This is a genomic window from Duganella sp. Root198D2 (assembly GCF_001428585.1).
Taxonomy (GTDB): Bacteria; Pseudomonadota; Gammaproteobacteria; order Burkholderiales; family Burkholderiaceae_D; genus Rugamonas.
The window spans coordinates 1-20,533 of the sequence record NZ_LMIC01000048.1 but is presented as its reverse complement, the minus strand read 5'-3'; the positions used below and the strand labels follow the sequence as shown (position 1 = coordinate 20,533).

Below are 20,533 nucleotides of genomic sequence, written 5' to 3'. Positions count from 1 at the left end.
AGCATGGCGCGAGAATGGGCCAGGATATCTCTGATAGGATGTCTGACATCTTTTTGGCATGTATAATGAGGCCATGACTATCCTCCCTCGCAAGCGACACACCCTGGCCCAGGGCGTGGTCGAACAAATCAGCGGCAGCATCAAAAGCGGCGTGCTGAAGCCCGGCGACAAGCTGCCGACCGAATCGGCCATCATGGAGCAGCATGGCGTCAGCCGCACCGTGGTGCGCGAAGCGATTTCGCACCTGCAGGCGGCTGGCCTGGTGCAGACCCGCCATGGCATCGGCACCTTCGTGCTGGAGAAACCGCGCAATACCGGCGGCCTTGGCATCGACGCCGAGAGCATTGTTACGGTGCGCGACGTGCTGGCCATCCTCGAACTGCGCATCAGTATGGAAACGGAGACTGCCGGCCTGGCAGCTACCCGCCGCAGCGACGAGCAGGTGGCTGAACTGGCGCAGGCGCTGGCCGATATGCGGCAGGCGATGGAGCAGGGGCGCGCTTCGGTGGAAGCCGATCGCCGCTTCCACCTGGTGATTGCCAAGGCCACCGGCAACCGCTATTTCGTCGACATCCTGGGCCAGCTTGGCCAGGCGATTATTCCGCGCGCCCGCGTCAACACCGCCAACCTGTCGCAGGATCGCCCGGCAGACTACCTGGAGCGCGTCCACCGCGAACACGAAGACATCTTCCGCGCCATCCAGCGCCAGGACCCCGAAGCCGCCCGCGCCGCCATGCGCACCCACCTCTCCAATTCCCGCGAACGCCTGTTACAGGCCCAGCAACGTTTCGAAAACGCGGCGTAAAAAATGGGGTACGTCCCCATTTTTTCGCTTGCGCCCATTTGAACTAAGTTGTACGATGACTTACAACTTAGCTCAAGCTCGATTCGTCCAAAAACCACACTTAGGAGTCAACGATGTCCATGTCCCCGCAAGAACTCAAGAAAGTCATGTCGTCCGGCCTGCTGTCCTTCCCGATCACCGACTTCGACGCAGAAGGCAATTTCAACGCCAGGACATATGCCGAACGCCTGGACTGGCTGGCTCCCTTTGGCGCCAGCGCGCTGTTTGCGGCCGGCGGTACCGGTGAGTTCTTCTCGCTGACCGCTGCGGAATATTCGCAGGTGATCAAGGTCGCCGTGGAAAGCTGCCGCGGCAAAGTGCCGCTGCTGGCAGGTACCGGCGGCCCGACACGCCAGGCCATCGCGCTGGCGCAGGAAGCCGAGCGCCTGGGCGCCGATGGCCTGCTGCTGTTGCCGCATTACCTGACCGAAGCAAGCCAGGACGGCCTGATCGAACACGTGGCCCAGGTGTGCGAGTCGGTCAGGATCGGCGTGATCGTCTACAACCGCGCCAACTGCCGCCTGAGCGCCAACTCGCTGGCGATCCTGGCAGCGCGCTGCCCGAACCTGATCGGTTTCAAGGATGGCGTGGGCGAGATTGAGCTGATGGTGCAGATCTACCGCAAGCTGGGCGACCGTTTCTCGTATCTCGGCGGCCTGCCGACTGCGGAAGTCTATGCCGGCGCCTATAAGGCCCTGGGTACGCCGGTATATTCCTCGGCGGTGTTCAATTTCGTGCCGAAGCTGGCGATGGACTTCTACCACGCCACCACCGCCGGCAACACTGCCGAAACCGACCGCATGCTCGATGAATTCTTCCTGCCATACCTGGAGATCCGCAATCGCAAGGCAGGCTACTCGGTGTCGATCGTGAAGGCAGGTGCGCGCCTGGTCGGCCATTCCGGTGGCCCGGTGCGGGCTCCGCTGACCGACCTGACCGCGGAAGAAGACGCAATGCTGCTGGCGCTGATCAAGAAGCAAGGTGCCCAATAATGCAGGTCACCGGTGAAATGATCATCGGCCAGCAACTGGTGCGCGGCGCAGCCGGCACCTTGTTGGCCTTCAACCCGGCTACCAGGCAAAACCTGCAGCCGGCGTTCGGCCAGGCCGAACTGGCGGACGTGGAGCGCGCCTGTGCGCTGGCCGAACAGGCTTTCGATGCCTATCGCGCCACCACGCCGGAAGTGCGGGCCGCCTTCCTGGAAGCGGTCGCCGGCAATATCGACGCCCTCGGCGCAACGCTGACCGAGCGTGCCATGGCCGAAACCGGCCTGCCGCAAGCCCGCCTGGAAGGCGAGCGTGGCCGCACCGTCAACCAATTGCGCCTGTTTGCCAAAGTGGTGCGCGACGGCCATTGGCAGCACGCCACGCTCGACTCGGCGCTGCCGCAGCGCACGCCGCCGCGTCCCGACCTGCGCCTGCGCAAGATTGCAATCGGCCCGGTCGCCGTGTTCGGCGCTTCCAACTTCCCGCTGGCGTTTTCCGTGGCTGGTGGCGACACCGCTTCCGCGCTGGCTGCCGGCTGCCCGGTGGTGGTGAAGGCGCACGCCGCCCATCCCGGCACATCGGAGCTGGTGGCGCGCGCGGTGCGGAAAGCGGCGGCGGATTGCGGCATGCCTGAAGGCGTGTTCTCGATGATCCACGGCGATGGCCGCGTGGTCGGCCAGGCGCTGGTCGCCAACCCGTCGATCAAGGCAGTCGGCTTTACCGGTTCGCGCCAGGGCGGCACTGCCCTGATGCGGACTGCCGCTGCGCGCCATGAGCCGATTCCGGTGTACGCCGAAATGAGCAGCATCAACCCGGTCTTTATGCTCCCTGCGGTGCTGGCAGCGAATGCCGAAACACTGGGCGCCGCTTTCGTGGAGTCGCTGACGATGGGCGTCGGCCAGTTCTGCACCAATCCAGGCCTGGTGATCGGGGTAGCCGGTTCCGACTTCGACCGTTTCGCTTCGGCTGCCGCTGCTGCGCTGCAGCCGAAGGGTGCCGGCACCATGCTGACCGCTGGCATTCACACTGCATATGAATCCGGCGTCGGCCGCCTGTCCGATGTTGCCGGAGTTAAATTGCTGGCACTGGGCCAGGCAGAGGGCGCTGGGTGTGCCGCGCAGGCTGCGCTGTTCCGGGTCGACGCAGAAACCTTCCTCGCCAGCCATGCGCTGCAGGACGAGGTGTTTGGCCCGGCCTCGGTACTGATCTCCTGCCGCGACGAAGCCGAAGTGCTGCGTCTTGCCGCCAGCCTGGAAGGCCAGTTGACCGCCACCGTGCACTGCACTGCCGACGACCATCCGCTGGCTGCCAGGCTGCTGCCGACGCTGGAACGCAAGGCCGGCCGCGTGCTGTTCAACGGCTTCCCGACCGGCGTCGAAGTGTGCCACGCGATGGTGCACGGCGGCCCGTTCCCGGCTACCTCGGACACCCGCACCACGTCGGTTGGCGCCACGGCGATCGAACGCTTCCTGCGTCCGGTAAGCTACCAGAATGTGCCGGCAGCCTTGCTGCCGGCCGCCCTGCAGGACGATAATCCACTGCGCCTGGTTCGCATCGTGGACGGGGAGCTGCGCACGGCAGTTTGATCAAGTAGTACGGCCGGAGGAGACGCCGGCCGCTTTCGAATATAAGAAACTATGAATCAGCCCAACCCGCAAGCCGTCGGCCTGGCAGCCGAACCGGCCGCCGCCATCGGCAAATACCGCTGGACCATCTGTGGCCTGCTGTTCTTTGCCACCACCATCAACTACCTTGACCGCCAGGTGCTGTCGCTGCTGGCGCCCGCTTTGTCGAAAGAATTCGGCTGGTCGAATAGCGACTACGCCAACATCGCTGCCGTATTCCAGTTCGTGTACGCGATCTCGATGCTGTTTGCCGGCCGCGTGATCGACAAGATGGGAACGCGCCGCGCTTTCGTACTGGCGATCGTGGTGTGGTCGATGGGCGCGATCCTGCATGCATATTCGGTGTCGATCGGAACCACGTTCTCGAATATTCTCGCTGCCATCGGTATCGCCGCGGTGCCGGTGTCGGTGGCCGGCTTCATGGTGGGCCGCGCCGTACTGGCGCTGGGCGAGGCGGGCAATTTTCCGGCGGCGATCAAGGCCACCGCTGAATATTTTCCGAAGAAGGAACGCTCCTTCGCCACCGGCATCTTCAACTCCGGTGCAAATATCGGCGCGATCCTGGCGCCCATCACGGTGCCGCTGATTGCCGAGCTGTGGGGCTGGCAATCAGCTTTCATCATCATCGGCGCGATCGGCTTTGTCTGGATGGGCTTCTGGCTGTATTTCTATGAAACGCCGGCCAGGCAGAAGCGCCTCTCGCGCGCCGAGCTGGATTACATCAACAGCGATGCGGGCGATGCGCCGGCCGCGCCGGACGCCGACGCGGCACCGCGCAAGGCATCCTGGTTCAAGCTTCTGGCCTACCGCCAGACCTGGGCTTTCACGGTCGGAAAATTCCTGACCGACGGCGTGTGGTGGTTTTTCCTTTTCTGGCTGCCGAAGTTCATGTCGGCGCAATACGGCGTATCGGCTACCGAAATGGTGCTCCCGCTTGCGGTGCTGTACTCGATGACCATGTTCGGCTCCATTGGCGGCGGCTGGTTCCCGACCTTCTTCATCAACCGCGGCGCCAGCGTCTACCAGGGCCGCATGCGCGCCATGCTGACCATCGCCTTCTTCCCGTTGGCGGTGCTGCTGGCGCAGCCGCTTGGTTACCTGGGCATCTGGGTGCCGGTAGTCCTGATCGGCATCGGCGCCTCGGCGCACCAGGCCTGGTCGGCCAACCTGTTCACCACCGTGTCCGACATGTTCCCAAAACATAGCGTCGGCTCCGTGGTCGGCATCGGCGGCATGGCTGGTGGCCTTGGCGGTGTAATGATCACCAAGGTTGCAGGCCGCATGTTCGACCACTACAGCGCACTGGGCCAGATCCAGACCGGCTACATGATCATGTTCACCTTTTGTGCGCTGGCCTACCTGCTCGCCTGGTGCGTCATGAAGGCGCTGGTTCCGGCCCACAAGGAAATCACTGACCTCTGATGGAAAAAATAAGCGGTGTACATTGCACGGTGGGTGAAAGCCCCACCTGGCACGCGGGCGAGGGCGCATGGTATTGGGTCGACATTCCGGCGCGCCGCATCTGGCGCCTTGACTACGCAAGCGGCGCCACGCGCTTCTGGCAAGCTCCGGAAATGGCGGCCTGCGTTTCGCCGGCCGCGCGCGGCGGCCTGATCGCCGGCATGGAGACCGGCATTTTCCACCTGTCGCTGCAAGAAGACGGCAGCGCATCTGCCCAAAGACTGGCCGCGCCGCCCGGGCCGGAACTGGGCGAGGGCATGCGTTTCAATGATGGACGCTGCGACAGGCAGGGCCGCTTCTGGGCCGGTACCATGTTCATGGATATGTCGGCAGAGCGTTCGGTCGGCCGGCTTTATCGTTACAGCGCGGGTGAAGGGCTTTCGGCGCCTTTCGTATCCGGCTTGCTGACCCAGAACGGCACCGCCTTCTCGCCAGGCGGGGACGTGATGTACCTGTCTGATTCCCATCCGAAGCGGCGCATGGTGTGGGCCTTCGATTACGACATTGCCAGCGGTACGCCGCATAACAAGCGCATCTTCCTCGACCTGGGCGCGCAAAAAGGCCGTCCCGACGGCGCCGCCGTCGATGCCGACGGCTGCTACTGGACTTGCGCCAACGACGGCGGCCTGCTGCAGCGCTACACGCCGGCCGGTGTGCTGGACCGCGAGACCGCGCTGCCGTTCGCCAAGCCGTCAATGTGCAGCTTCGGCGGCCCCGACCTGCGCACACTGCTGGTCACGTCGATCGACCCCGGCAATGTCACCGACGGCTGGCCGGGCAGCGTCCTGCTGCTGCGGCCGGGCGTACAAGGCCTTGCCGAAGCTATGTGCAACTAACCAGCCCTGCTGCTGGCGCTTGCCGCGCCGGCCCATGCGGGCGTTGTCGCCAGCTTTGACGTCACTTCCGCAGTCCACTGGACCTCAAAGGGCGAGGGCAATATCGATGACGCGGAAGTGTTCGAGCCTTTTGGCTGTACCATCCGCTCGAATATGCAGCCCCTGCGTAACTGCCGCAAGACTTACACTTCCGTACATATGTCGACCTGCTATTTCGATAGCGACCTGTCCGGGTTCAGCTCGCCATACGATAGTGCTTACCTGAAGCGCCTTGGACTCGCTGGATTCAACCGTACTCCAACGCTGGTGGCACTACTGAGAGTATCGAAGAGCGGCTCGTACTACGGCAATTTCACGTTCCTCAGCGGCTCTTACGTCTCGGAGCCAGACGGCAACGACACTTTGTTTACCGGTTTTAACACCAACTACCAGTTTAATTTTTACGGCACGGGCATGGATTTTGGCACAACGCTGAACGCTGCCCTTGCGGACTTGCTATGGCAACGTGAGACGAAAAGCCTGCGCTACACCACTTTCCTGGAACACACCCGCTTTGATCCGCTGACTGGCATCGACGCGACCATCACGGCGGAAGGATGGAACGGCCAAATGGCGGTGAGGGCGGTGCCGGAACCTGGCGTGCTGGCCCTGTTTGGCATTGGCTTCGCTGGCCTTGCGGCCCTGCGCCGGAGGAAGGCATGAAGTCCCTCGTTTTGCCAGCCATCCTCCTGGCTTCGGCTGGCTTGGCGCATGCCGGCATTGCGACCACGTTCAGCGTCGATTCGGGCAAGCACTGGAATGTCAAAGACGATGTCCTCAGTTACGACACGCAGGTCTTCACGCCATTTGGCGGCACCTTGCGCTCCAACCTGACTTCCCTGCGCGATTGCCGCCACCGCTATGTCGGCACGGCACACGGCTCGACCTGCTTTTTCGACTTTGACCAGTCGGGCATCCAAACGCCCTACGACAGCGGCTACCTTGCCCGCTTTGGAACTGCGGATCCTTCCGACCAGGTCCTGTATGCCAATATTCAGGTGGAACCCGATGGCAGCTACACGGGCCACTTCATCTTCAGCGTCGAGAAGGATGAATACAACTGGAAGGACCGGATTTCGCTCTTCTACAGCAGCAGCTACCAGTTGTTCTTCAAAGGCACTGGAATGGATTGGGCGACATCAATGGATGCCACCTTGGCTGAGACCTTGTGGCACCGCGAGCCGCTGTCCGAGACGTGGTTTGGTACCCAGTGGAGTCGCGTCCGCAACGATCCGGGGACCGGCGCTGAAACATGGCGGGAATTTGAGGGTTGGGAGGGCGGCCTGAAGGTGGCCGCAGTCCCGGAACCGGCAGCGCCCGCGCTGTTCGGCATCGGCCTGGCGGCTATCGCGGGCCTGCGCAGGCGCAAGCCTGGCTAAGCCGCCTGCCCGTTACGAGCGCGGGAGCGCGCGCACTTCGACCGTGCCGCCTGCATCGTAATCTGGATTCCCGGCAAGGAAGCGTTGCGCCGCTTCCAGGCTCTCTGCGCGGACCCTGATGTAGCCGTTCACGCGGGCAGGCGCCGGCACGACGCTGCCGCCATCGAACTGTCCCGAGGCGCGCAGACCGGACAGGTAGTGCTCCCAGCGGGCGCCGTCTTCGGCGACGGCTCGATCGATGGCATCGTCATGCATGAGGAGGATGTAGTCGTTCATATCGACCTTTCAAGTGAACGGCAAAATACGGCGCTGGCCTCATCTGCCGGGAAGCACGATTCAATATGCAGTTCTTCCAGCGTAACGTCGCGCGGAGTACCGAAGGTGGTGATGGTGGAAAAGAATGCCAGGCGCTGCCCGTCGCGCTGGAACACCGTTTCAAGCAGCGGCTCGGGCACCGCGCGCAAGTCGCGCTGGCGCCATTTCTCGGGTACGCCGGGGTAGGCCAGCACTTCGTCCAGCAGTGCGCGAGCCTTGCTGTCGTTGGGTGCTGTCGCAACCAGCTTGTGCAGGTGGGCCAGCAGGGTGCCGGCGATTTCCTCCCAGTTCACCAGGACCGAGCGCAAGTCCTGCGGGTCGAATGCGTGGCGCAGCATATTGCGGTGCGGACTGTCGCGGCCATCCAGCAGCCAGCGGTTCATGCGGATGGCGGCGTCGTTGGCCATCACGATGTCCCAGTGCCGGTTCATCAGGAAGGCGGGGTAGGGCTCCTGCTGCTTCAGCATCGCTTCGATGGCGCGCCGCATTGGCGCCAGTTCGGGATTGGCCAGCGCGGATTCCGTGTAGCGCGGCGCGTACCCGGCGGCCACCAGCAGCGCGTTGCGGTCGCGCAGTGTCATTTCCAGTGCGTCGGCGATGCGCGCCAGGACGTCGCGGCCGGGTTGGGCCTTGCCGGTTTCGATGCAGCTCAGATGGCGCGTGGAGAGGCCGGCATCCAGTGCCAGGTCCATCTGGCTCAGGCGGCGAGCGGAGCGCCATTCGCGCAGCAGGGCGCCGATATGGGCGGTCGGGGTGGGGATTGCGTTCATGTGGCGATATTAGCAAGGTTTGGCGCTGCGCTTCCATGACCTCCGAGGTCATTGCTTCGCGTCGCTCCCGGGCCGATCATGCATACCATTGAAAACCTGTCTTGAAGGGAATGAGCATGATTCGCCGGGACTTTTTGAAATTGGGTTTTGCCGCTACCGCACTCAGCGCCTTGACGGGCATGGGGGGCTTTGCCAGTGCTGCCGAAGGCGTGGCAGCGGGGGATGCAGCGCTGCGCGCCGGGGCTGCGCGCGATGCCCGGCGCTGGCACGCGGCGCGGCGTTTTGTCGCCACCAGCGTTGGCCGCATTGCAGTTGTGGAACGTGGCCGCGGCCCGCAGGCAGCGCTGTTCCTGCATGGCCTGCCGTTGAACAGCTTCCAATGGCGAGGCGCGGTGGCGCGCCTGGCGCCGCATCGCCGCTGCATCGCGCCGGACTTCCTCGGGCTTGGCCACAGCGAACCAGCGCCGCAAGCCAAGCTCGATCCGGAAGGCCAGGTCGCCATGCTGGCCGAGCTGCTCGATAAACTGGGCGTCGATAAAGTCGATGTGGTGGCCAGCGATAGCGGCGGCGCCGTGGCGCAGCTGTTCCTGGTGCTGCACCCGGAACGCGTGCGCAGCCTGCTGCTGGCCAACTGCGACACCGAAATCGATTGCCCTCCGCCCGCCATGCTGCCCGTGATCGAACTGGCCAGGCAAGGCAGGTTTGCGCAGGAATGGCTGGCACCCTGGTTGGCCGACAAGGACAAGGCGCGCGCGCCGGAGGGCCTGGGCGGCATCTGCTATGCCCGTCCCGCCGCACTGGCGGACGAGGTATTCGAAACCTACCTGCGTCCCCTGGTCGACAATCCGCAGCGCCTGCACGGCTACATTGCGGCGCTCGAGCGCAATGCCCTGCACGGCATCAAGCCGGCGTTGCAAGCCAGTACCGCGCCGGTGCGGGTGTTGTGGGGCATGGCGGACACTATCTTCCTGCCGCGCGGCGCCGACTATCTTGAGCAGGCCTTTGGCAACAGCAAAGGCGTAGGCCGCCTCGAAGGCAGCAAGCTATTCTGGCCTGAGGAGCGCCCGGAACTGGTGGCGCAGGAAGCGCTGGCGCTATGGCGCAGCGCATGACGGCCAGCGCTTAACGCTTGCGGTAGATGCAGACCATGATATCGCTGGGGAACAGCCGCATCAGCGGCAACAGCGCCCAGCGCATGGCCAGGTAGCGCAGCGGGGCCTTGAACGGGTGGAGTCGGCCGAACACGGTCATCCAGCGCCACATGCCTTCCTTTTTCACGATGGCCAGCTCGGTGCTGTGGCGCAGTGCGAAGCCTTCCCGTTCCACCAGCCTGGTGAGGTTGGACGGATTAAAGTAATGCGCATGCGGCGACGGCATGTCCTTCTGCCACAGCCGGTCGAACGGACCATGCAGGCCGAAGCGGGCGAACAGCTTGGACAAGCGGTAGCACAGCCCGCGGCTGCTTGGCAGGTTCAACACCAGCGTGCCGTCCGGCGACAGGCGCTGGTGGCAGTCGCGCAGCGCGGCACGGATATCGGGGATATGTTCGATCACTTCGTTCAGCACGATGATGTCGAATTGCTCCCCGTCCGCCAGCGCCTGCGGGAAGTAGCCGATGCGCACCGGCAGCCCGCGCGCAGCCGCTTGCCGCGCCAGCACTTCATCGGGCTCGACGCCCAGCACGTCGAAAGCACAGGATGCCGCTTCCAGGAACCAGCCATGGGCGCTGCCCACGTCAAGCAGCGTGTTGGCGCGCGGCGCGGCAAACTGGCGGGTGAGGGCGACGATGGTGCGGCAGTTGTCCTGGCGCAGCGCATTCAGGGACGCTTCGCGCATGTCTTCAGCGCCGCTTGCAGGTGCGACGCAATGGGCTGCGCCTTCATAGGCGCAGCCGGGGCAGGTCCGGTGCCAGCCTGAGAGGCCGGTCTTCAATGGGGCGTAGCAAATAATACAAGTCATGCGCGCCACGATAGCATGCTTACATTGTTGCGATATTCACAAATACTCACTTTGCAGACTGCGGTAAAATCGCAGGTTTGGATCTTTCCGAGGTTTCGCAATGAAATGGGCTGTTGTCGGCTTTTACATCCTGTCCGTCCTGCATATCCACTTCCGTGGCAAGGTACGGCTCCCGATCGGCCGCCAACTGTTCGACCATTCGTCGTTCATGGCCCCGATCAATATCTTCATGCACTGGTTCTCGCGCGTGCCGTCGACCCCTTACCTGCCGGTTGACACCTTCCAGGAACTCAAGCCGCTGCAAGACAACTGGCAAGTGATCCGCGCCGAAGCGGAAAACCTGCTGCGCCTGCAGAAGATCAAGGCTTCGGAAAAGAACGACGACGCCGGCTTCAATTCCTTCTTCAAGAATGGCTGGAAGCGCTTTTACCTGAAGTGGTACAACGCCAGCCATCCATCGGCGCAGGAACTGTGCCCGCAGACCTATGCCCTGCTGGCCTCGATCCCGTCGGTGAAGGCTGCCATGTTTGCCGAACTGCCGCCTGGCGGCAAGCTCAATCCGCACCGCGACCCGTTCGCCGGGTCGCTGCGCTACCACCTGGGCCTGGCCACGCCGAACGATGACCGCTGCTTCATCGACGTCGATGGCGAGCGCCATAGCTGGCGCGATGGCCAGGGCGTGATTTTCGATGAAACCTATATCCACTGGGCGATCAACGGTTCCGAGAGCGGCCGCATCATCCTGTTCTGCGACGTGGAGCGTCCAATGCGTTATCGCTGGGCACAGGCGGTCAACCGCTTCCTGGGCCGCACCATGATGACCGCCGCCGCCTCGCCCAACGAACAGGGCGACCAGGTCGGCCTGGTGTCGAAGCTGTTCCGCGTTTCCTTCTACGCCGGCAAATACCGCCGCGCTTTCAAGGCCTGGAACAAGACCGTCTACAAGATCACCAAGTTCGGCCTGATTATCGGCGCCGCGGCAGCGCTCTATTACATCTGAGCGGGTGCTGGCGTAAAACTGTCGGAATTCCTTACAGCTGAAAAAGTGCTGCATTTAAAATCAGCAACTTATATTTCTTGGCGTGATTATTGCTTACTGTCTGGTTAAGAAAAATTAACTAGAGGAAATATATGGGGAAGCTGGGGCTGGGCGCTTGCGCCTTGCTGCTGTCCATGAGCCAGGGGGCTTGCGCTGCACTCCTGTCCAGCTCCGATGCACCTGGTGCAGGCAATGCCGGTCCCGACCCGTTCGAGTTGAGCGCCGCCGAAGACGGCGCCGCCACGTTCCAGGACGGCTTGGCCGAGCCGCCGGAATTTCCCTTCAGCCCGCCCGGCAATGCCGGCAGCCTGCGGGCCAACCTTGGCAGCATGATGCTGGATGTCGATCCGGCCTTGGCCAATAATGTCCTGTTGGGCAGCAAATTCGAAGCAGTCGACGATTCCGCGCACAAGCCTGCCATACAGGCCTTGTGCGGCATCAGCCTGGTGGTGCTGTTGGCGTTTCGCGCGGCGGGACGTTTCAGCGGCAAACGGCGGCGTCGGCGACGGTAAAGTGATAGCGCAGCGCGATGCGGCGCCACTCGCGGTCGCAGGGCATGGCGGCCGCAATCCTGTCCAGCTCTATTGCCAGCTCGCCGGCATCGCGCGCCAGGACGAAGTGGCGGCCAAACTGGCTGAAGGGCTTGTCGCCCACATGCAACTGGCCAAGGGGCAGTTTTTCCCGGTCCATCTGGCGTCGCAGGTAACGGAATGAACTGAGCGGCATCACGGTGAAATCCGCCTGGCCCGCTACCAGCTTGCGCAGGTTGCTCATGGCATCGGCCGCGTTGCTGCGCGCCAGGCTCTTGCCGACGTATTCGTCGATGCCGGGATAACGGTTGCCGGCAATGCCGGCAAAGCGCAGGCCGACCAGCGAAGCGGGGCCTTCGTAGCGCACCGGATTGTCGATGCGCGACACGATGGCATTGCTGTCGTCCAGGAAGGCCGGGCTCCAGTGGAAGCGCTTGCGCGGCACGTCGCCGATGAAGGCTGGCGACAGGAACAGGGCCACGCCATCGAAGCCGCCGGCCGCCTCCATCAACTGGTTAAGCTGGCGGCGCTGGAGCGACACCAGCTGCAGCGTGTAGCGGCCGTCCAGCTTGTGGTTCAGGTAGCGTACCAGCGCGGGCGCCAGCCCGCCTTTGCCGTCGATGTAAGGCGGTCCGCGATAGCTGTTATAGGCCTTGACGAGGGTGCCGGCGCCGGCCTGCGCCGAGGCTGCAAGCAGCAGGGCGAAGGCAAGGCGGCGCCGCAGCATTGCTCAGCGCTTGGTGGCTGCCGGCAGGCGCGCTTCTTCCTGCGTCAGGATCCAGACCCGGTCGATATTGCCGTTCATGTCTTCGGTGTAGTTGACGATCAGGGTCGCCTCGGCCAGTGCGCTCGGCACCAGGGTCAGGTTTTCTTCGCTGAAGATGCGCGCGGCAGGCGAGAGCTGGCGCGGCTTGCCGTCGATGGCGATGTCGGGCGCATAACCGAAGGCCATCTTGCCGCGCTTGGCGCTGGGCGGGAATGGGCGGGGTTCGCCGGCCAGCGCAGGCAGGGCAGGCAGGGCGATGGCGGCGGCAAGGGCCAGCAGGAAGTGTCGTTTGTTCATGCGCGCTAGCTTACCATGCTGGCGAACATGGCCAAAACTGCCAAGGCCATGACTGTGGTACAGGACCAGCCCAGCACGCGCAGGCGGCGCGACAGGACGACCTCGCCCATCACCCCGCGCCGCGTCGACAGCAGCATGGTCACCATCATCACCGGCACCGCGACCACGCCGTTGACGACTGCGCTCCAGAACAGCGCCCGCATCGGGTCCATCGGCAGGAAGCCGATGCCGACGCCGGCCAGCGTGGCGGCGACGATGATGGCGTAGAACTTGCGCGCGGCCTTCGGTTGCAGTTCCAGGCTGCTGCGCCAGTTGAAGGCGCCGGCCATGGCGTAGGCAGCCGAACCTGCCAGCACCGGGATCGCCAGCAAGCCGGTGCCGATGATGCCCAGGCCGAACAGCGCAAACGCCAGTTCGCCTGCAATCGGCCGCAGCGCCGCCGCGGCCTGCGCCGACGAACCGACGTGGAAGATGCCGTGCGCATGCAGCGTGACCGCGGTGGTCAGCATGATCGACCATGCCACCAGGTTGGAAAAGCCCATGCCGATGGCCGTATCGAGCTTGATGCGGCGCAGTTGCGGGCGCACCTGGCGCGGCGCGCGCTTGAGCGGCTCGGCCTGCGGGTCGGCCTGCAGTTCCTCCACTTCCTGCGCGGCCTGCCAGAAAAACAGGTAGGGGCTGATGGTGGTGCCGAATACCGCCACCATCGTGGTCAGGTACGCCTTGTTCCATTCCATGTGCGGCGAAAAGGTGCGCTTGGCAACCTCGCCCCAAGGCACGTCGAGCACCAGCACTGTCGCGGCATAGGCCAGCAGCGCCAGCGTCAGCCACTTCAGCATGCGCGCGTAGCGCTGGTAGGGAATGAAGACTTGCAGCAGCACCGACAGCAGGCCGAAGGCCAGCGCGTGCCACTGCGCCTTGCCGCCGGCCACCAGGTGCAGCGCATCGCCCATGGCAGCCAGGTCGGCCGCGATATTGATGGTGTTGGCAAACAACAGCAGGCTGACCATGCCGTACAACAGCCAGGCCGGGAAGCAGCGGCGCATATTGGACGCCAGCCCGCGCCCGCTGGTACGGCCGATGCGGGCGCTGGTTTCCTGGATGCCGACCATCAGCGGATAGGTGAACAAGCCAAGCCACAGCATGCCGAAGCCGAACTGGGCTCCAGCCTGGGAATAGGTGGCGATGCCGCTGGGATCATCGTCGGCGGCCCCCGCGACCAGGCCCGGGCCGAGCTTGTCCAGCCATGATTGGCTCTGCTGTTCCATGCCACCGATGCTAGCTGGCTCCGGCCCCGCCTTCTGTTAGAACACGAACATGCAAGTCGGGCTCTGATCTGGCAATCCGCCAAAACCTATACGTTCATGCTTTTTTTGTCCGATTGCCGGACCTGACCCCGACTTTCTTTCTGCGAGCTTCCCAGGCGGCGAGGGCGCTGCGGTAGCGCTCGAGGTCGTCGTAGTAGAGGTCGAGCACGCACCAGGTGCAGCCGCTGTGGCAGCACTCGCCGGGGCCGGGCTCGGCCGGCGCTTGCGGCTTGGGGTCGTCTTGCGGGGCCACGTCCATTATTCTTCCATTGCCAGCAGGGCCTGGTTGCGGCCGCGCTGCTTGGCGCGGTACAGCGCTTCGTCCGCCAGCCGTACCAGTTGCTCGGGGCGGCTGTTTTCGGTCGGCACCAGTACCGCCACGCCGATACTGATGGTGACATGGCCGAGCGGGGAGGCGTCGTGCGGCAATTGCAGGCGCGCCAGTTCGGTGCAGATGGTCTGTGCCACGCCGATCGCGTCGGCGCCCGGCGTGGCCACCGACAGCAGCGCAAATTCTTCGCCGCCGTAGCGCGCCACCAGGTCGGAACTGCGCCGGCCGTGTTCGGTGATCACGCGCGCCACCGCGCGCAGCGTGGCGTCGCCGGCCAGGTGGCCATAGCGGTCATTGTATTTCTTGAAGTAGTCCACATCCAGCATCGACAGCGCCAGTGGCTGGCCGGTGCGCTGGGCGCGCCGCCATTCCGCCTCCAGCGCCAGGTCGAAGCCGCGCCGGTTGCCGACGCCGGTCAGGCCGTCGGTCTGGCTCAGAGCCTCGAGCTTGCGGTTGGAGTCTTCCAGTTCAACGGTGCGGGCGGCAACCTGCTGCTCGAGCACTGCTTGCAGGCGCGTCAGGCGGCGGATGCGCCAGTGGTACAGGCTCCACAGCCCGCCCACGATCAGGGCAGCCGCAGCCAGGCGGAACCAGGTGGTTTGCCAGAACGGCGGCGTGATCGTCACGTGCAGCGTGGCGGGCTGCTCGCTCCAGCTGCCGTGGTGGTTGGCGGCGCGGACCCGGAATACATAGCGGCCGGGATCGAGGTTGGTGTAGGTGGCGACGCGGCGCTCGGCGTCGGTTTCCTGCCAGTCAGGGTCGAAACCTTCCAGCTGGTAGGCGTAGCGGTTCTGCGACGGTTCGGTGAAGTGCAGGGCTGCGAACTCGATGGTGAAGGCGGTGGCTTGCGAGGACAGCACCAGGCCGGTGGGCGCCGTCAGCGGGCCTTCCAGCCGGGCCTGGTCGCGGAAGCGGCCTTCGCTGAGCGAATGGCTGAACAGCTTGATGTCGGTGATGGCCACCTGCGGCGGCACCGAGTCGCTGCGCACCTGCTCCGGCTCGATGCCGGTCATGCCGTGCACGCCGCCGAAGTACAGCCTGCCATCCGGGCCGGGCGCCGAGGCGTTGGTGGTGAAGCCGTCGGTCATGCCGTCGGCGACGGTGTAAAGCTGGGCCGAGCCGTTGCCGGGATTCAGGCGGAACAGGCCGGCCAGCGTGCTGACCCAGATCTTGCCCTTGGCGTCGGACTGGATGGACAGCGTCTTCAGGTGCTGCACGGCGGCGGCATGTGAGCGCAGGCGCAAGCCGCCGCCTGCCGTTTCTTCCAGTTGCACCAGGCCGCGCGAGGTGCCGATCCACAGCCGGCCGGCGGCGTCTTCGTGCAGCGAGGTGACGTTATCGTCGATCATGCCTTCCGGCCCGCCGGCGCGCAGGTGGCGGAACTTGCCGGTGGCCGGGTCCAGGAGGTCGAGCCCGCCGCCATTGAATTCGGAGCCCATCCACACGCGGCCCTTGCTGTCTTCCAGCACCACGCTGGTGCCGCCCACGCTGCGGCTGTCCGGATTTTGCGGGTCGTGATAAAACAGCAGGGAGCGGTCGTGCAGCGTGTCGTAGCGCACCAGGCTGTTGCCGGTGCCGAGCCACAGCACGCCGTCCTTGCCGGGCGCGATGGAGTTGATGAAATCGCTGGCGGTATTGCCGAAGCGGACCAGCTGGAACTTGCCATCGAGCGTATCGAGCCGGTTCAGGCCGTTGGCCGTGCCGATCCACAGCGGACCGCCGGGCTGCTGGTACAGGCTGTACACGATATTGCTGTTCATCGAACCGGGCCGGCCATCGGCCTGGTAGCGCCGCAGCACTTCGCCCTTGGCGGGATCGAACAGGCCGGCGCCAAGGTTGCCGCCAATCCAGACCGTGCCGTTCGGCCCGCTCTCCAGGCTGAGCAAGGCGTTGTTGGCGCGGCCGTGGCGCCCGTCCAGGCGATACGGCAGGTGGCGCGTGAAGCCGCTGCTGCTCAGGTTGACCAGGGCAATGCCATCGGTGAAGGAGGCGATCCACAGCATGCCGCCGCGGTCTTGCAGCATGGCGCGCAGGTTATCGCCCGGCAGCGAATACGGGTCGTCGCTGTTGTGGCTGTACTGGTCGAAGCGTTGCGCCGTCGCGTCCCAGCGCAGCAAGCCGGCCGACAGGGTGGTGGCCCACAAGGTATCGTCGCGGTCGAAATAGAAGCTGGTGACGCGGCTGTCGGGCACGGCCACGCTTGCGCGCGTGTCCCATGGCTGGCTGCTGTCCCAGCGCCAGACCCCGCCTTCGGTGCCGATCCACAGCACGCCATGCTGGTCGAAGCGCAGGGCGCGCACGATGTTGGCGCGGGCGTTCGGGTCCTGGCCCTTGTCCACGCGGCGATGTTCGAATTCACTGGCGCCGGCTGGCAGGTAGTCCAGGCCGCCGGGCCAGGTGGCGGCCCAGACGCCGCCCTGGACATCGACCGCCAGCGCATTCAGGTCGTTGCCGCCCAGGCTGCCCGGGCGGGCCGGATCGTGCATATGGATGCTGAACTTGCCGCTGCCAGGTTCAAAGTGCTGCAGCCCGCCCCAGGTCGCCAACCACATGCCGTCTTTTCCATCGGACACGATGGCGCGGATGATGCGGCCGTTGTTGGGCACATTGGCCGGCACGAAGGTGGTGAAATCGTTGCTTTCCGGGTTGAAACGCGCCAGGCCGCTCTGGGTGCCGGCCCACAGCCGGCCCTGGCTGTCTTCAAACAGCGCCGCTACGCGGTCATGCGGCAGCTTGCGCGGGTCGCCCGCCTTGCTGCGATACTTGGTCACACGGTAACCGTCGTAGCGGTACAGCCCGTTCGACTGGGTGCCGATCCACATGAAGCCGCGTTTGTCTTGCAGCAGGGATAACATTGACGGCTCGTCATTGCCGAGTGGCCCGAGCTTGCGAAAGCGCAGCGACGGCGAGGCAGCCTGGGCGACAGCAGTCAACAGGCTGCATGCCAGGATGATGAGCAAAATAAAGCGGCCCATTTGCCAGCCGCGAGCGTAGGTAGCATTCATTTAGTGACATTATAGCTTCCAACTCGGCAATAATTTCCGTTCTGGAGCGCCATTCCATGCGCTTTACCACAGTTCTCGGGTATCATGCGGGGTTGGCCGCTGTTAACTAAAGAATTGTATGTCTGACATTGAGAACACCCCTGAGCAAGTAAAGTTCGCCGATTTCGGCCTGGCGCCGGAAATCCTGCGAGCACTGACCGACCAGGGTTATGTGCACCCCACGCCGATCCAGGCGCAAGCGATCCCGATCCTGCTGCAGGGCCGCGACGTGATGGGGGCCGCCCAGACCGGTACCGGCAAAACGGCCAGTTTTTCGCTGCCGATCATCCAGCTGCTGCTGGCCCATGCGAGTGCGTCGATGAGCCCGGCGCGCCACCCGGTACGCGCCCTGGTGCTGACGCCGACCCGCGAACTGGCGGTGCAGGTGGCGGAAAACGTGGCCGCCTATTGCAAGCACACCCCGCTGCGTTCCACCGTCGTCTTCGGCGGCATGGACATGAAGCCGCAGACTGAAAAGCTGCGCAGCGGGGTGGAAATCGTGATTGCCACCCCGGGCCGCCTGCTGGACCACGTGGAGCAGAAGAATATTTCGCTGGGCCAGGTGCAGATGCTGGTCATGGACGAAGCCGACCGCATGCTGGACATGGGCTTCCTGCCCGACCTGCAGCGCATCATCAACCTGCTGCCGAAGAAGCGCCAGAACCTGATGTTCTCGGCCACCTTCTCGCCGGAGATCAAGAAGCTGGCGTCGACCTTCCTGACCGACCCGATCACGATCGAAGTGGCGCGTTCCAACGCGACCGCCGAACGCGTGACCCAGGTGGTGTACAAGGTAAATGAAGACCACAAACGCGATGCCGTCGCCCACATCCTGCGCCAGCGCGAGCTGAAACAGGTGATCGTGTTCTCCAACACCAAGATCGGCGCGTCCCGCCTGGCGCGCGGCCTGGCAGCAGAAGGCATGAAGGCCTCCGCCATCCATGGCGACAAGACGCAGCAGGAACGCATGCAGGCGCTGGACGCGTTCAAGAAAGGCGAGATCGATGTGCTGGTCGCCACCGACGTGGCGGCACGCGGCCTGGACATCTCGGACCTGCCGTGCGTGATCAACTTCGACCTGCCGTATAACGCTGAAGACTACGTGCACCGCATCGGCCGTACCGGCCGCGCCGGCGCTTCCGGCGATGCGATTTCGATCTTCTCGGACAAGGATGAACGCCTGCTGGTGGACATCGAAAAGCTGATCAAGCAAACCGTCCCGCGCGCTACGCTTGAAGGCTTCGTGCCGGGCGGCTTCCGCAGCGACGAGCGCCACGGCGACCGCCGCCGCGACCGCACCCAGGCCGACCGCTCGGCGCCGCGCAGCGGTGAGCGCCGTGAAGGCCGCGGCGACGGACCGGCGCTGTCCCCGCGCCGCGAGAAAGTCGATCCATGGTTCCTGAAACCGTATGAGCCGACTCGCAGCAATGGCGCAGCGGCAGCTGCGGCGCCGGCCGCTCCTGCCAAGCCGAAACAGAAAATTGCCGCCCTGCTGGGCGGACTGCCGAAAGGCTAAGGCGTAAAAAAGGCCCGTTGATCAACGGGCCTTTTTTATGGTTCTTCACGGATTACCGGGAAACGCGGCTTTGATCTTCAAGAAGAAGAATTCGGAGTCGCGATACCCATAAGCCATCCGCTTCATTACCTTGATCCGATTGTTTGAACCAGTGGTAACGTGTTTCNGGTTCTTCACGGATTACCGGGAAACGCGGCTTTGATCTTCAAGAAGAAGAATTCGGAGTCGCGATACCCATAAGCCATCCGCTTCATTACCTTGATCCGATTGTTAATCCCTTCAAGCTGTCCGGTATGCATTGGCCAGTGCATCCGGGCCAGAATGCCTTTCCAGTACAAAGCAAGACGTCTGGCAAAGCGCTTTAGAGGTTCGATTGCACTGGCTTTTGCCATGTGCTGCCATGATCTCCAGGCGGCGCGCCAGCACCAGGGATTGGTAGGCTGCCAGAGTTCTTTCAAGCTTGCCTTCATTACGTAGACGGTCATTAGAGCTTGGTTTGCCTCGAGAAGTTCGGCCAACTTGGGAGCTTGATCTGGCGGTACGTTGCCTGGATTGCGCAGCAGCAGCCACCGCGCTCGCTTCACGTACTGACGGCCCGCTTTGTCGTCGCGCAGCCGATTTGCCTCATCGACCCGTACTCGATCAATGACCTCGCGACCATATTTGGCGATGACATGGAACAGGTCGTAGACGACTTTGGCCTGGCGGCAATGGCATTTCACTTCCAGATCGAAGGCGGTGTTCATATCCATGGCCACGGCACGGATACGCCGGCAGCGCTCGGGACCTAACCACGCAAAAAACGGTCGAATGGCCTCTCGACTACGCCCTTCACAGACCCAGATGACGCGTCGAGTGTCAGCATCTAGTACGACCGTGGCGTAGCGATGGCCTTTAAACAGGGCAAATTCATCCATGACCAGCCTGGTTGGCTGGGGTGGCGGCAATGCCGCCACCCTACGTTCCAGGTCTTGGCGATGAATTTGATGAACCGTGCCCCAGTGAAGGCCGGTAAGTTGGCAAACATGGGCGATTGGCAGCTTCTCACTCCATTGAGCGACGAACTCCGCCAAACGGCGTGACACCCGAGCATGGCGATCCAGCCAGCTGATTCGCTGGGTGCAACAGCGGCAGCAGGTCGCGCAGCGCAATCTATTGACTGCAATAGTGAGAAACACAGGCAATCCCGCCATCGGCAAATCACGCACCGTACGCCATGTGGTTTCATGGATGCACGATGCACTGGCTCCGCAGTGGGAACAAATCAGCGCGTACGCAGGATCAGCTGCCAGCCTTACTTGCAACTGATTGCCGACGACATCCAGAGAGGAAACGAGAAAGCCTTCCCAGAATGGGAGGCTGAGTCTATGATTTGACATGAGAGCAGTGGGTTGGTTAGTGGGTTTGGTCGCACAAACACAATAACTCTTCCTTACTGCTCTCTTGCGTTTACAGCTCGGTCATCCCGGTAATCCGCGATGAACCTTTT

General features: G+C 63.7%; 20 protein-coding genes and 1 pseudogene. 11 read left to right on the top strand and 10 right to left on the bottom strand.

All coding sequences use genetic code 11. The features are described from left to right. Positions 1-73: 73 nt before the first annotated feature. The 7 genes from ASE26_RS23835 (at position 74) to ASE26_RS23805 (ending at position 7,170) form a co-directional block, all read left to right on the top strand. On the top strand, positions 74-805 hold the full coding sequence (locus ASE26_RS23835) for a FadR/GntR family transcriptional regulator (RefSeq protein ID WP_082507333.1): 732 nt from the start codon (positions 74-76) through the stop codon (positions 803-805). 119 nt (positions 806-924) lie between these two features. Then, positions 925-1,836 carry a 5-dehydro-4-deoxyglucarate dehydratase gene (gene kdgD / locus ASE26_RS23830; RefSeq protein ID WP_057247163.1) on the top strand — a complete coding sequence of 304 codons (912 nt, stop codon included), beginning with the start codon at positions 925-927 and terminating at the stop codon, positions 1,834-1,836. Further along, positions 1,836-3,416: an aldehyde dehydrogenase (NADP(+)) gene (locus ASE26_RS23825; protein ID WP_055929738.1), complete on the top strand. Its 1,581-nt coding sequence runs from the start codon at positions 1,836-1,838 to the stop codon at positions 3,414-3,416. The genes kdgD and ASE26_RS23825 overlap by 1 nt, the downstream gene beginning before the upstream one ends. Before the next feature lie 51 nt (positions 3,417-3,467). Further along, positions 3,468-4,877: an MFS transporter gene (locus ASE26_RS23820; protein WP_057247057.1), complete on the top strand. Its 1,410-nt coding sequence runs from the start codon at positions 3,468-3,470 to the stop codon at positions 4,875-4,877. Continuing rightward, complete coding sequence (locus ASE26_RS23815; protein ID WP_055929745.1) at positions 4,877-5,752, top strand: SMP-30/gluconolactonase/LRE family protein; 876 nt, start codon at positions 4,877-4,879, stop codon at positions 5,750-5,752. The genes ASE26_RS23820 and ASE26_RS23815 overlap by 1 nt, the downstream gene beginning before the upstream one ends. Positions 5,753-5,905: 153 nt before the next feature. Beyond that, complete coding sequence (locus ASE26_RS23810) at positions 5,906-6,454, top strand: PEP-CTERM sorting domain-containing protein (protein ID WP_057247056.1); 549 nt, start codon at positions 5,906-5,908, stop codon at positions 6,452-6,454. Beyond that, on the top strand, positions 6,451-7,170 hold the full coding sequence (locus ASE26_RS23805; protein ID WP_057247055.1) for a PEP-CTERM sorting domain-containing protein: 720 nt from the start codon (positions 6,451-6,453) through the stop codon (positions 7,168-7,170). Before ASE26_RS23810 ends, ASE26_RS23805 begins: the two co-directional genes overlap by 4 nt. Before the next feature lie 12 nt (positions 7,171-7,182). Here the strand turns inward: ASE26_RS23805 and ASE26_RS23800 are convergent, their stop codons facing one another. Both ASE26_RS23800 and ASE26_RS23795 read right to left on the bottom strand, forming a co-directional pair. Further along, positions 7,183-7,446: a hypothetical protein gene (locus ASE26_RS23800; RefSeq protein WP_055929752.1), complete on the bottom strand. Its 264-nt coding sequence runs from the start codon at positions 7,444-7,446 to the stop codon at positions 7,183-7,185. After that, complete coding sequence (locus ASE26_RS23795) at positions 7,443-8,255, bottom strand: helix-turn-helix domain-containing protein (RefSeq protein ID WP_057247054.1); 813 nt, start codon at positions 8,253-8,255, stop codon at positions 7,443-7,445. The genes ASE26_RS23800 and ASE26_RS23795 overlap by 4 nt, the downstream gene beginning before the upstream one ends. 110 nt (positions 8,256-8,365) lie before the next feature. Here ASE26_RS23795 and ASE26_RS23790 point away from each other — a divergent pair, with 110 nt between their 5' ends. After that, positions 8,366-9,367 (top strand): alpha/beta fold hydrolase, encoded by a 1,002-nt coding sequence (locus tag ASE26_RS23790; RefSeq protein ID WP_200953790.1) that lies wholly within the window; start codon positions 8,366-8,368, stop codon positions 9,365-9,367. Positions 9,368-9,377: 10 nt separating this feature from the next. Here the strand turns inward: ASE26_RS23790 and ASE26_RS23785 are convergent, their stop codons facing one another. Further along, positions 9,378-10,214, bottom strand: a complete 837-nt coding sequence (locus tag ASE26_RS23785) for a class I SAM-dependent methyltransferase (protein ID WP_055929758.1) — start codon at positions 10,212-10,214, stop codon at positions 9,378-9,380. A 100-nt stretch (positions 10,215-10,314) separates the two neighbouring features. Between ASE26_RS23785 and lpxO the strand changes: the two genes are divergently transcribed. Next, positions 10,315-11,214 (top strand): lipid A hydroxylase LpxO, encoded by a 900-nt coding sequence (gene lpxO, locus ASE26_RS23780; protein WP_055929761.1) that lies wholly within the window; start codon positions 10,315-10,317, stop codon positions 11,212-11,214. 131 nt (positions 11,215-11,345) lie between these two features. Then, on the top strand, positions 11,346-11,765 hold the full coding sequence (locus ASE26_RS23775; protein WP_055929764.1) for a hypothetical protein: 420 nt from the start codon (positions 11,346-11,348) through the stop codon (positions 11,763-11,765). Here ASE26_RS23775 and ASE26_RS23770 read toward each other — a convergent pair. The 5 genes from ASE26_RS23770 to ASE26_RS23750 all read right to left on the bottom strand — a co-directional run bounded on the left by ASE26_RS23770 (position 11,734) and on the right by ASE26_RS23750 (position 17,489). Further along, positions 11,734-12,510 carry an ABC transporter substrate-binding protein gene (locus ASE26_RS23770; protein WP_055929768.1) on the bottom strand — a complete coding sequence of 259 codons (777 nt, stop codon included), beginning with the start codon at positions 12,508-12,510 and terminating at the stop codon, positions 11,734-11,736. The two genes, ASE26_RS23775 and ASE26_RS23770, sit on opposite strands and share 32 nt — an antisense overlap. Before the next feature lie 3 nt (positions 12,511-12,513). Then, complete coding sequence (locus tag ASE26_RS23765) at positions 12,514-12,846, bottom strand: hypothetical protein (RefSeq protein WP_055929770.1); 333 nt, start codon at positions 12,844-12,846, stop codon at positions 12,514-12,516. Positions 12,847-12,851: 5 nt separating this feature from the next. Beyond that, a complete protein-coding gene (locus tag ASE26_RS23760) occupies positions 12,852-14,114 on the bottom strand; it encodes an NRAMP family divalent metal transporter (protein WP_057247053.1) in 1,263 nt (420 codons plus the stop codon). A gap of 94 nt (positions 14,115-14,208) precedes the next feature. Beyond that, entirely contained in the window at positions 14,209-14,412 is a 204-nt protein-coding gene (locus ASE26_RS23755; RefSeq protein WP_055929777.1) for an oxidoreductase-like domain-containing protein, read from the bottom strand. Next, positions 14,412-17,489 (bottom strand): diguanylate cyclase, encoded by a 3,078-nt coding sequence (locus ASE26_RS23750; protein ID WP_057247052.1) that lies wholly within the window; start codon positions 17,487-17,489, stop codon positions 14,412-14,414. The genes ASE26_RS23755 and ASE26_RS23750 overlap by 1 nt, the downstream gene beginning before the upstream one ends. 118 nt (positions 17,490-17,607) lie before the next feature. On the opposite strand from ASE26_RS23750, the gene ASE26_RS23745 reads away from it, so the two are divergent. Continuing rightward, positions 17,608-19,044: a DEAD/DEAH box helicase gene (locus ASE26_RS23745; protein WP_055929783.1), complete on the top strand. Its 1,437-nt coding sequence runs from the start codon at positions 17,608-17,610 to the stop codon at positions 19,042-19,044. A 45-nt stretch (positions 19,045-19,089) separates the two neighbouring features. Here the strand turns inward: ASE26_RS23745 and ASE26_RS32205 are convergent. Next, a pseudogene (locus tag ASE26_RS32205) lies at positions 19,090-19,210 on the bottom strand (transposase); the annotation flags it as partial. A gap of 7 nt (positions 19,211-19,217) precedes the next feature. Next, positions 19,218-20,423 (bottom strand): ISL3 family transposase, encoded by a 1,206-nt coding sequence (locus tag ASE26_RS23740; protein ID WP_082507257.1) that lies wholly within the window; start codon positions 20,421-20,423, stop codon positions 19,218-19,220. Positions 20,424-20,533 lie beyond the last annotated feature (110 nt).

Excerpts from the sequence above, each read along its gene's own strand:
- ASE26_RS23835 (WP_082507333.1), top strand. The coding sequence starts at position 74 with ATGACTATCCTCCCTCGCAAGCGACACACCCTGGCCCAGGGCGTGGTC.
- kdgD (WP_057247163.1), top strand. The coding sequence starts at position 925 with ATGTCCCCGCAAGAACTCAAGAAAGTCATGTCGTCCGGCCTGCTGTCC.
- ASE26_RS23825 (WP_055929738.1), top strand. The coding sequence starts at position 1,836 with ATGCAGGTCACCGGTGAAATGATCATCGGCCAGCAACTGGTGCGCGGC.
- ASE26_RS23820 (WP_057247057.1), top strand. The coding sequence starts at position 3,468 with ATGAATCAGCCCAACCCGCAAGCCGTCGGCCTGGCAGCCGAACCGGCC.
- ASE26_RS23815 (WP_055929745.1), top strand. The coding sequence starts at position 4,877 with ATGGAAAAAATAAGCGGTGTACATTGCACGGTGGGTGAAAGCCCCACC.
- ASE26_RS23810 (WP_057247056.1), top strand. The coding sequence starts at position 5,906 with ATGCAGCCCCTGCGTAACTGCCGCAAGACTTACACTTCCGTACATATG.
- ASE26_RS23805 (WP_057247055.1), top strand. The coding sequence starts at position 6,451 with ATGAAGTCCCTCGTTTTGCCAGCCATCCTCCTGGCTTCGGCTGGCTTG.
- ASE26_RS23800 (WP_055929752.1), bottom strand. The coding sequence starts at position 7,446 with ATGAACGACTACATCCTCCTCATGCATGACGATGCCATCGATCGAGCC.
- ASE26_RS23795 (WP_057247054.1), bottom strand. The coding sequence starts at position 8,255 with ATGAACGCAATCCCCACCCCGACCGCCCATATCGGCGCCCTGCTGCGC.
- ASE26_RS23790 (WP_200953790.1), top strand. The coding sequence starts at position 8,366 with ATGAGCATGATTCGCCGGGACTTTTTGAAATTGGGTTTTGCCGCTACC.
- ASE26_RS23785 (WP_055929758.1), bottom strand. The coding sequence starts at position 10,214 with ATGACTTGTATTATTTGCTACGCCCCATTGAAGACCGGCCTCTCAGGC.
- lpxO (WP_055929761.1), top strand. The coding sequence starts at position 10,315 with ATGAAATGGGCTGTTGTCGGCTTTTACATCCTGTCCGTCCTGCATATC.
- ASE26_RS23775 (WP_055929764.1), top strand. The coding sequence starts at position 11,346 with ATGGGGAAGCTGGGGCTGGGCGCTTGCGCCTTGCTGCTGTCCATGAGC.
- ASE26_RS23770 (WP_055929768.1), bottom strand. The coding sequence starts at position 12,510 with ATGCTGCGGCGCCGCCTTGCCTTCGCCCTGCTGCTTGCAGCCTCGGCG.
- ASE26_RS23765 (WP_055929770.1), bottom strand. The coding sequence starts at position 12,846 with ATGAACAAACGACACTTCCTGCTGGCCCTTGCCGCCGCCATCGCCCTG.
- ASE26_RS23760 (WP_057247053.1), bottom strand. The coding sequence starts at position 14,114 with ATGGAACAGCAGAGCCAATCATGGCTGGACAAGCTCGGCCCGGGCCTG.
- ASE26_RS23755 (WP_055929777.1), bottom strand. The coding sequence starts at position 14,412 with ATGGACGTGGCCCCGCAAGACGACCCCAAGCCGCAAGCGCCGGCCGAG.
- ASE26_RS23750 (WP_057247052.1), bottom strand. The coding sequence starts at position 17,489 with ATGAATGCTACCTACGCTCGCGGCTGGCAAATGGGCCGCTTTATTTTG.
- ASE26_RS23745 (WP_055929783.1), top strand. The coding sequence starts at position 17,608 with ATGTCTGACATTGAGAACACCCCTGAGCAAGTAAAGTTCGCCGATTTC.
- ASE26_RS23740 (WP_082507257.1), bottom strand. The coding sequence starts at position 20,423 with ATGTCAAATCATAGACTCAGCCTCCCATTCTGGGAAGGCTTTCTCGTT.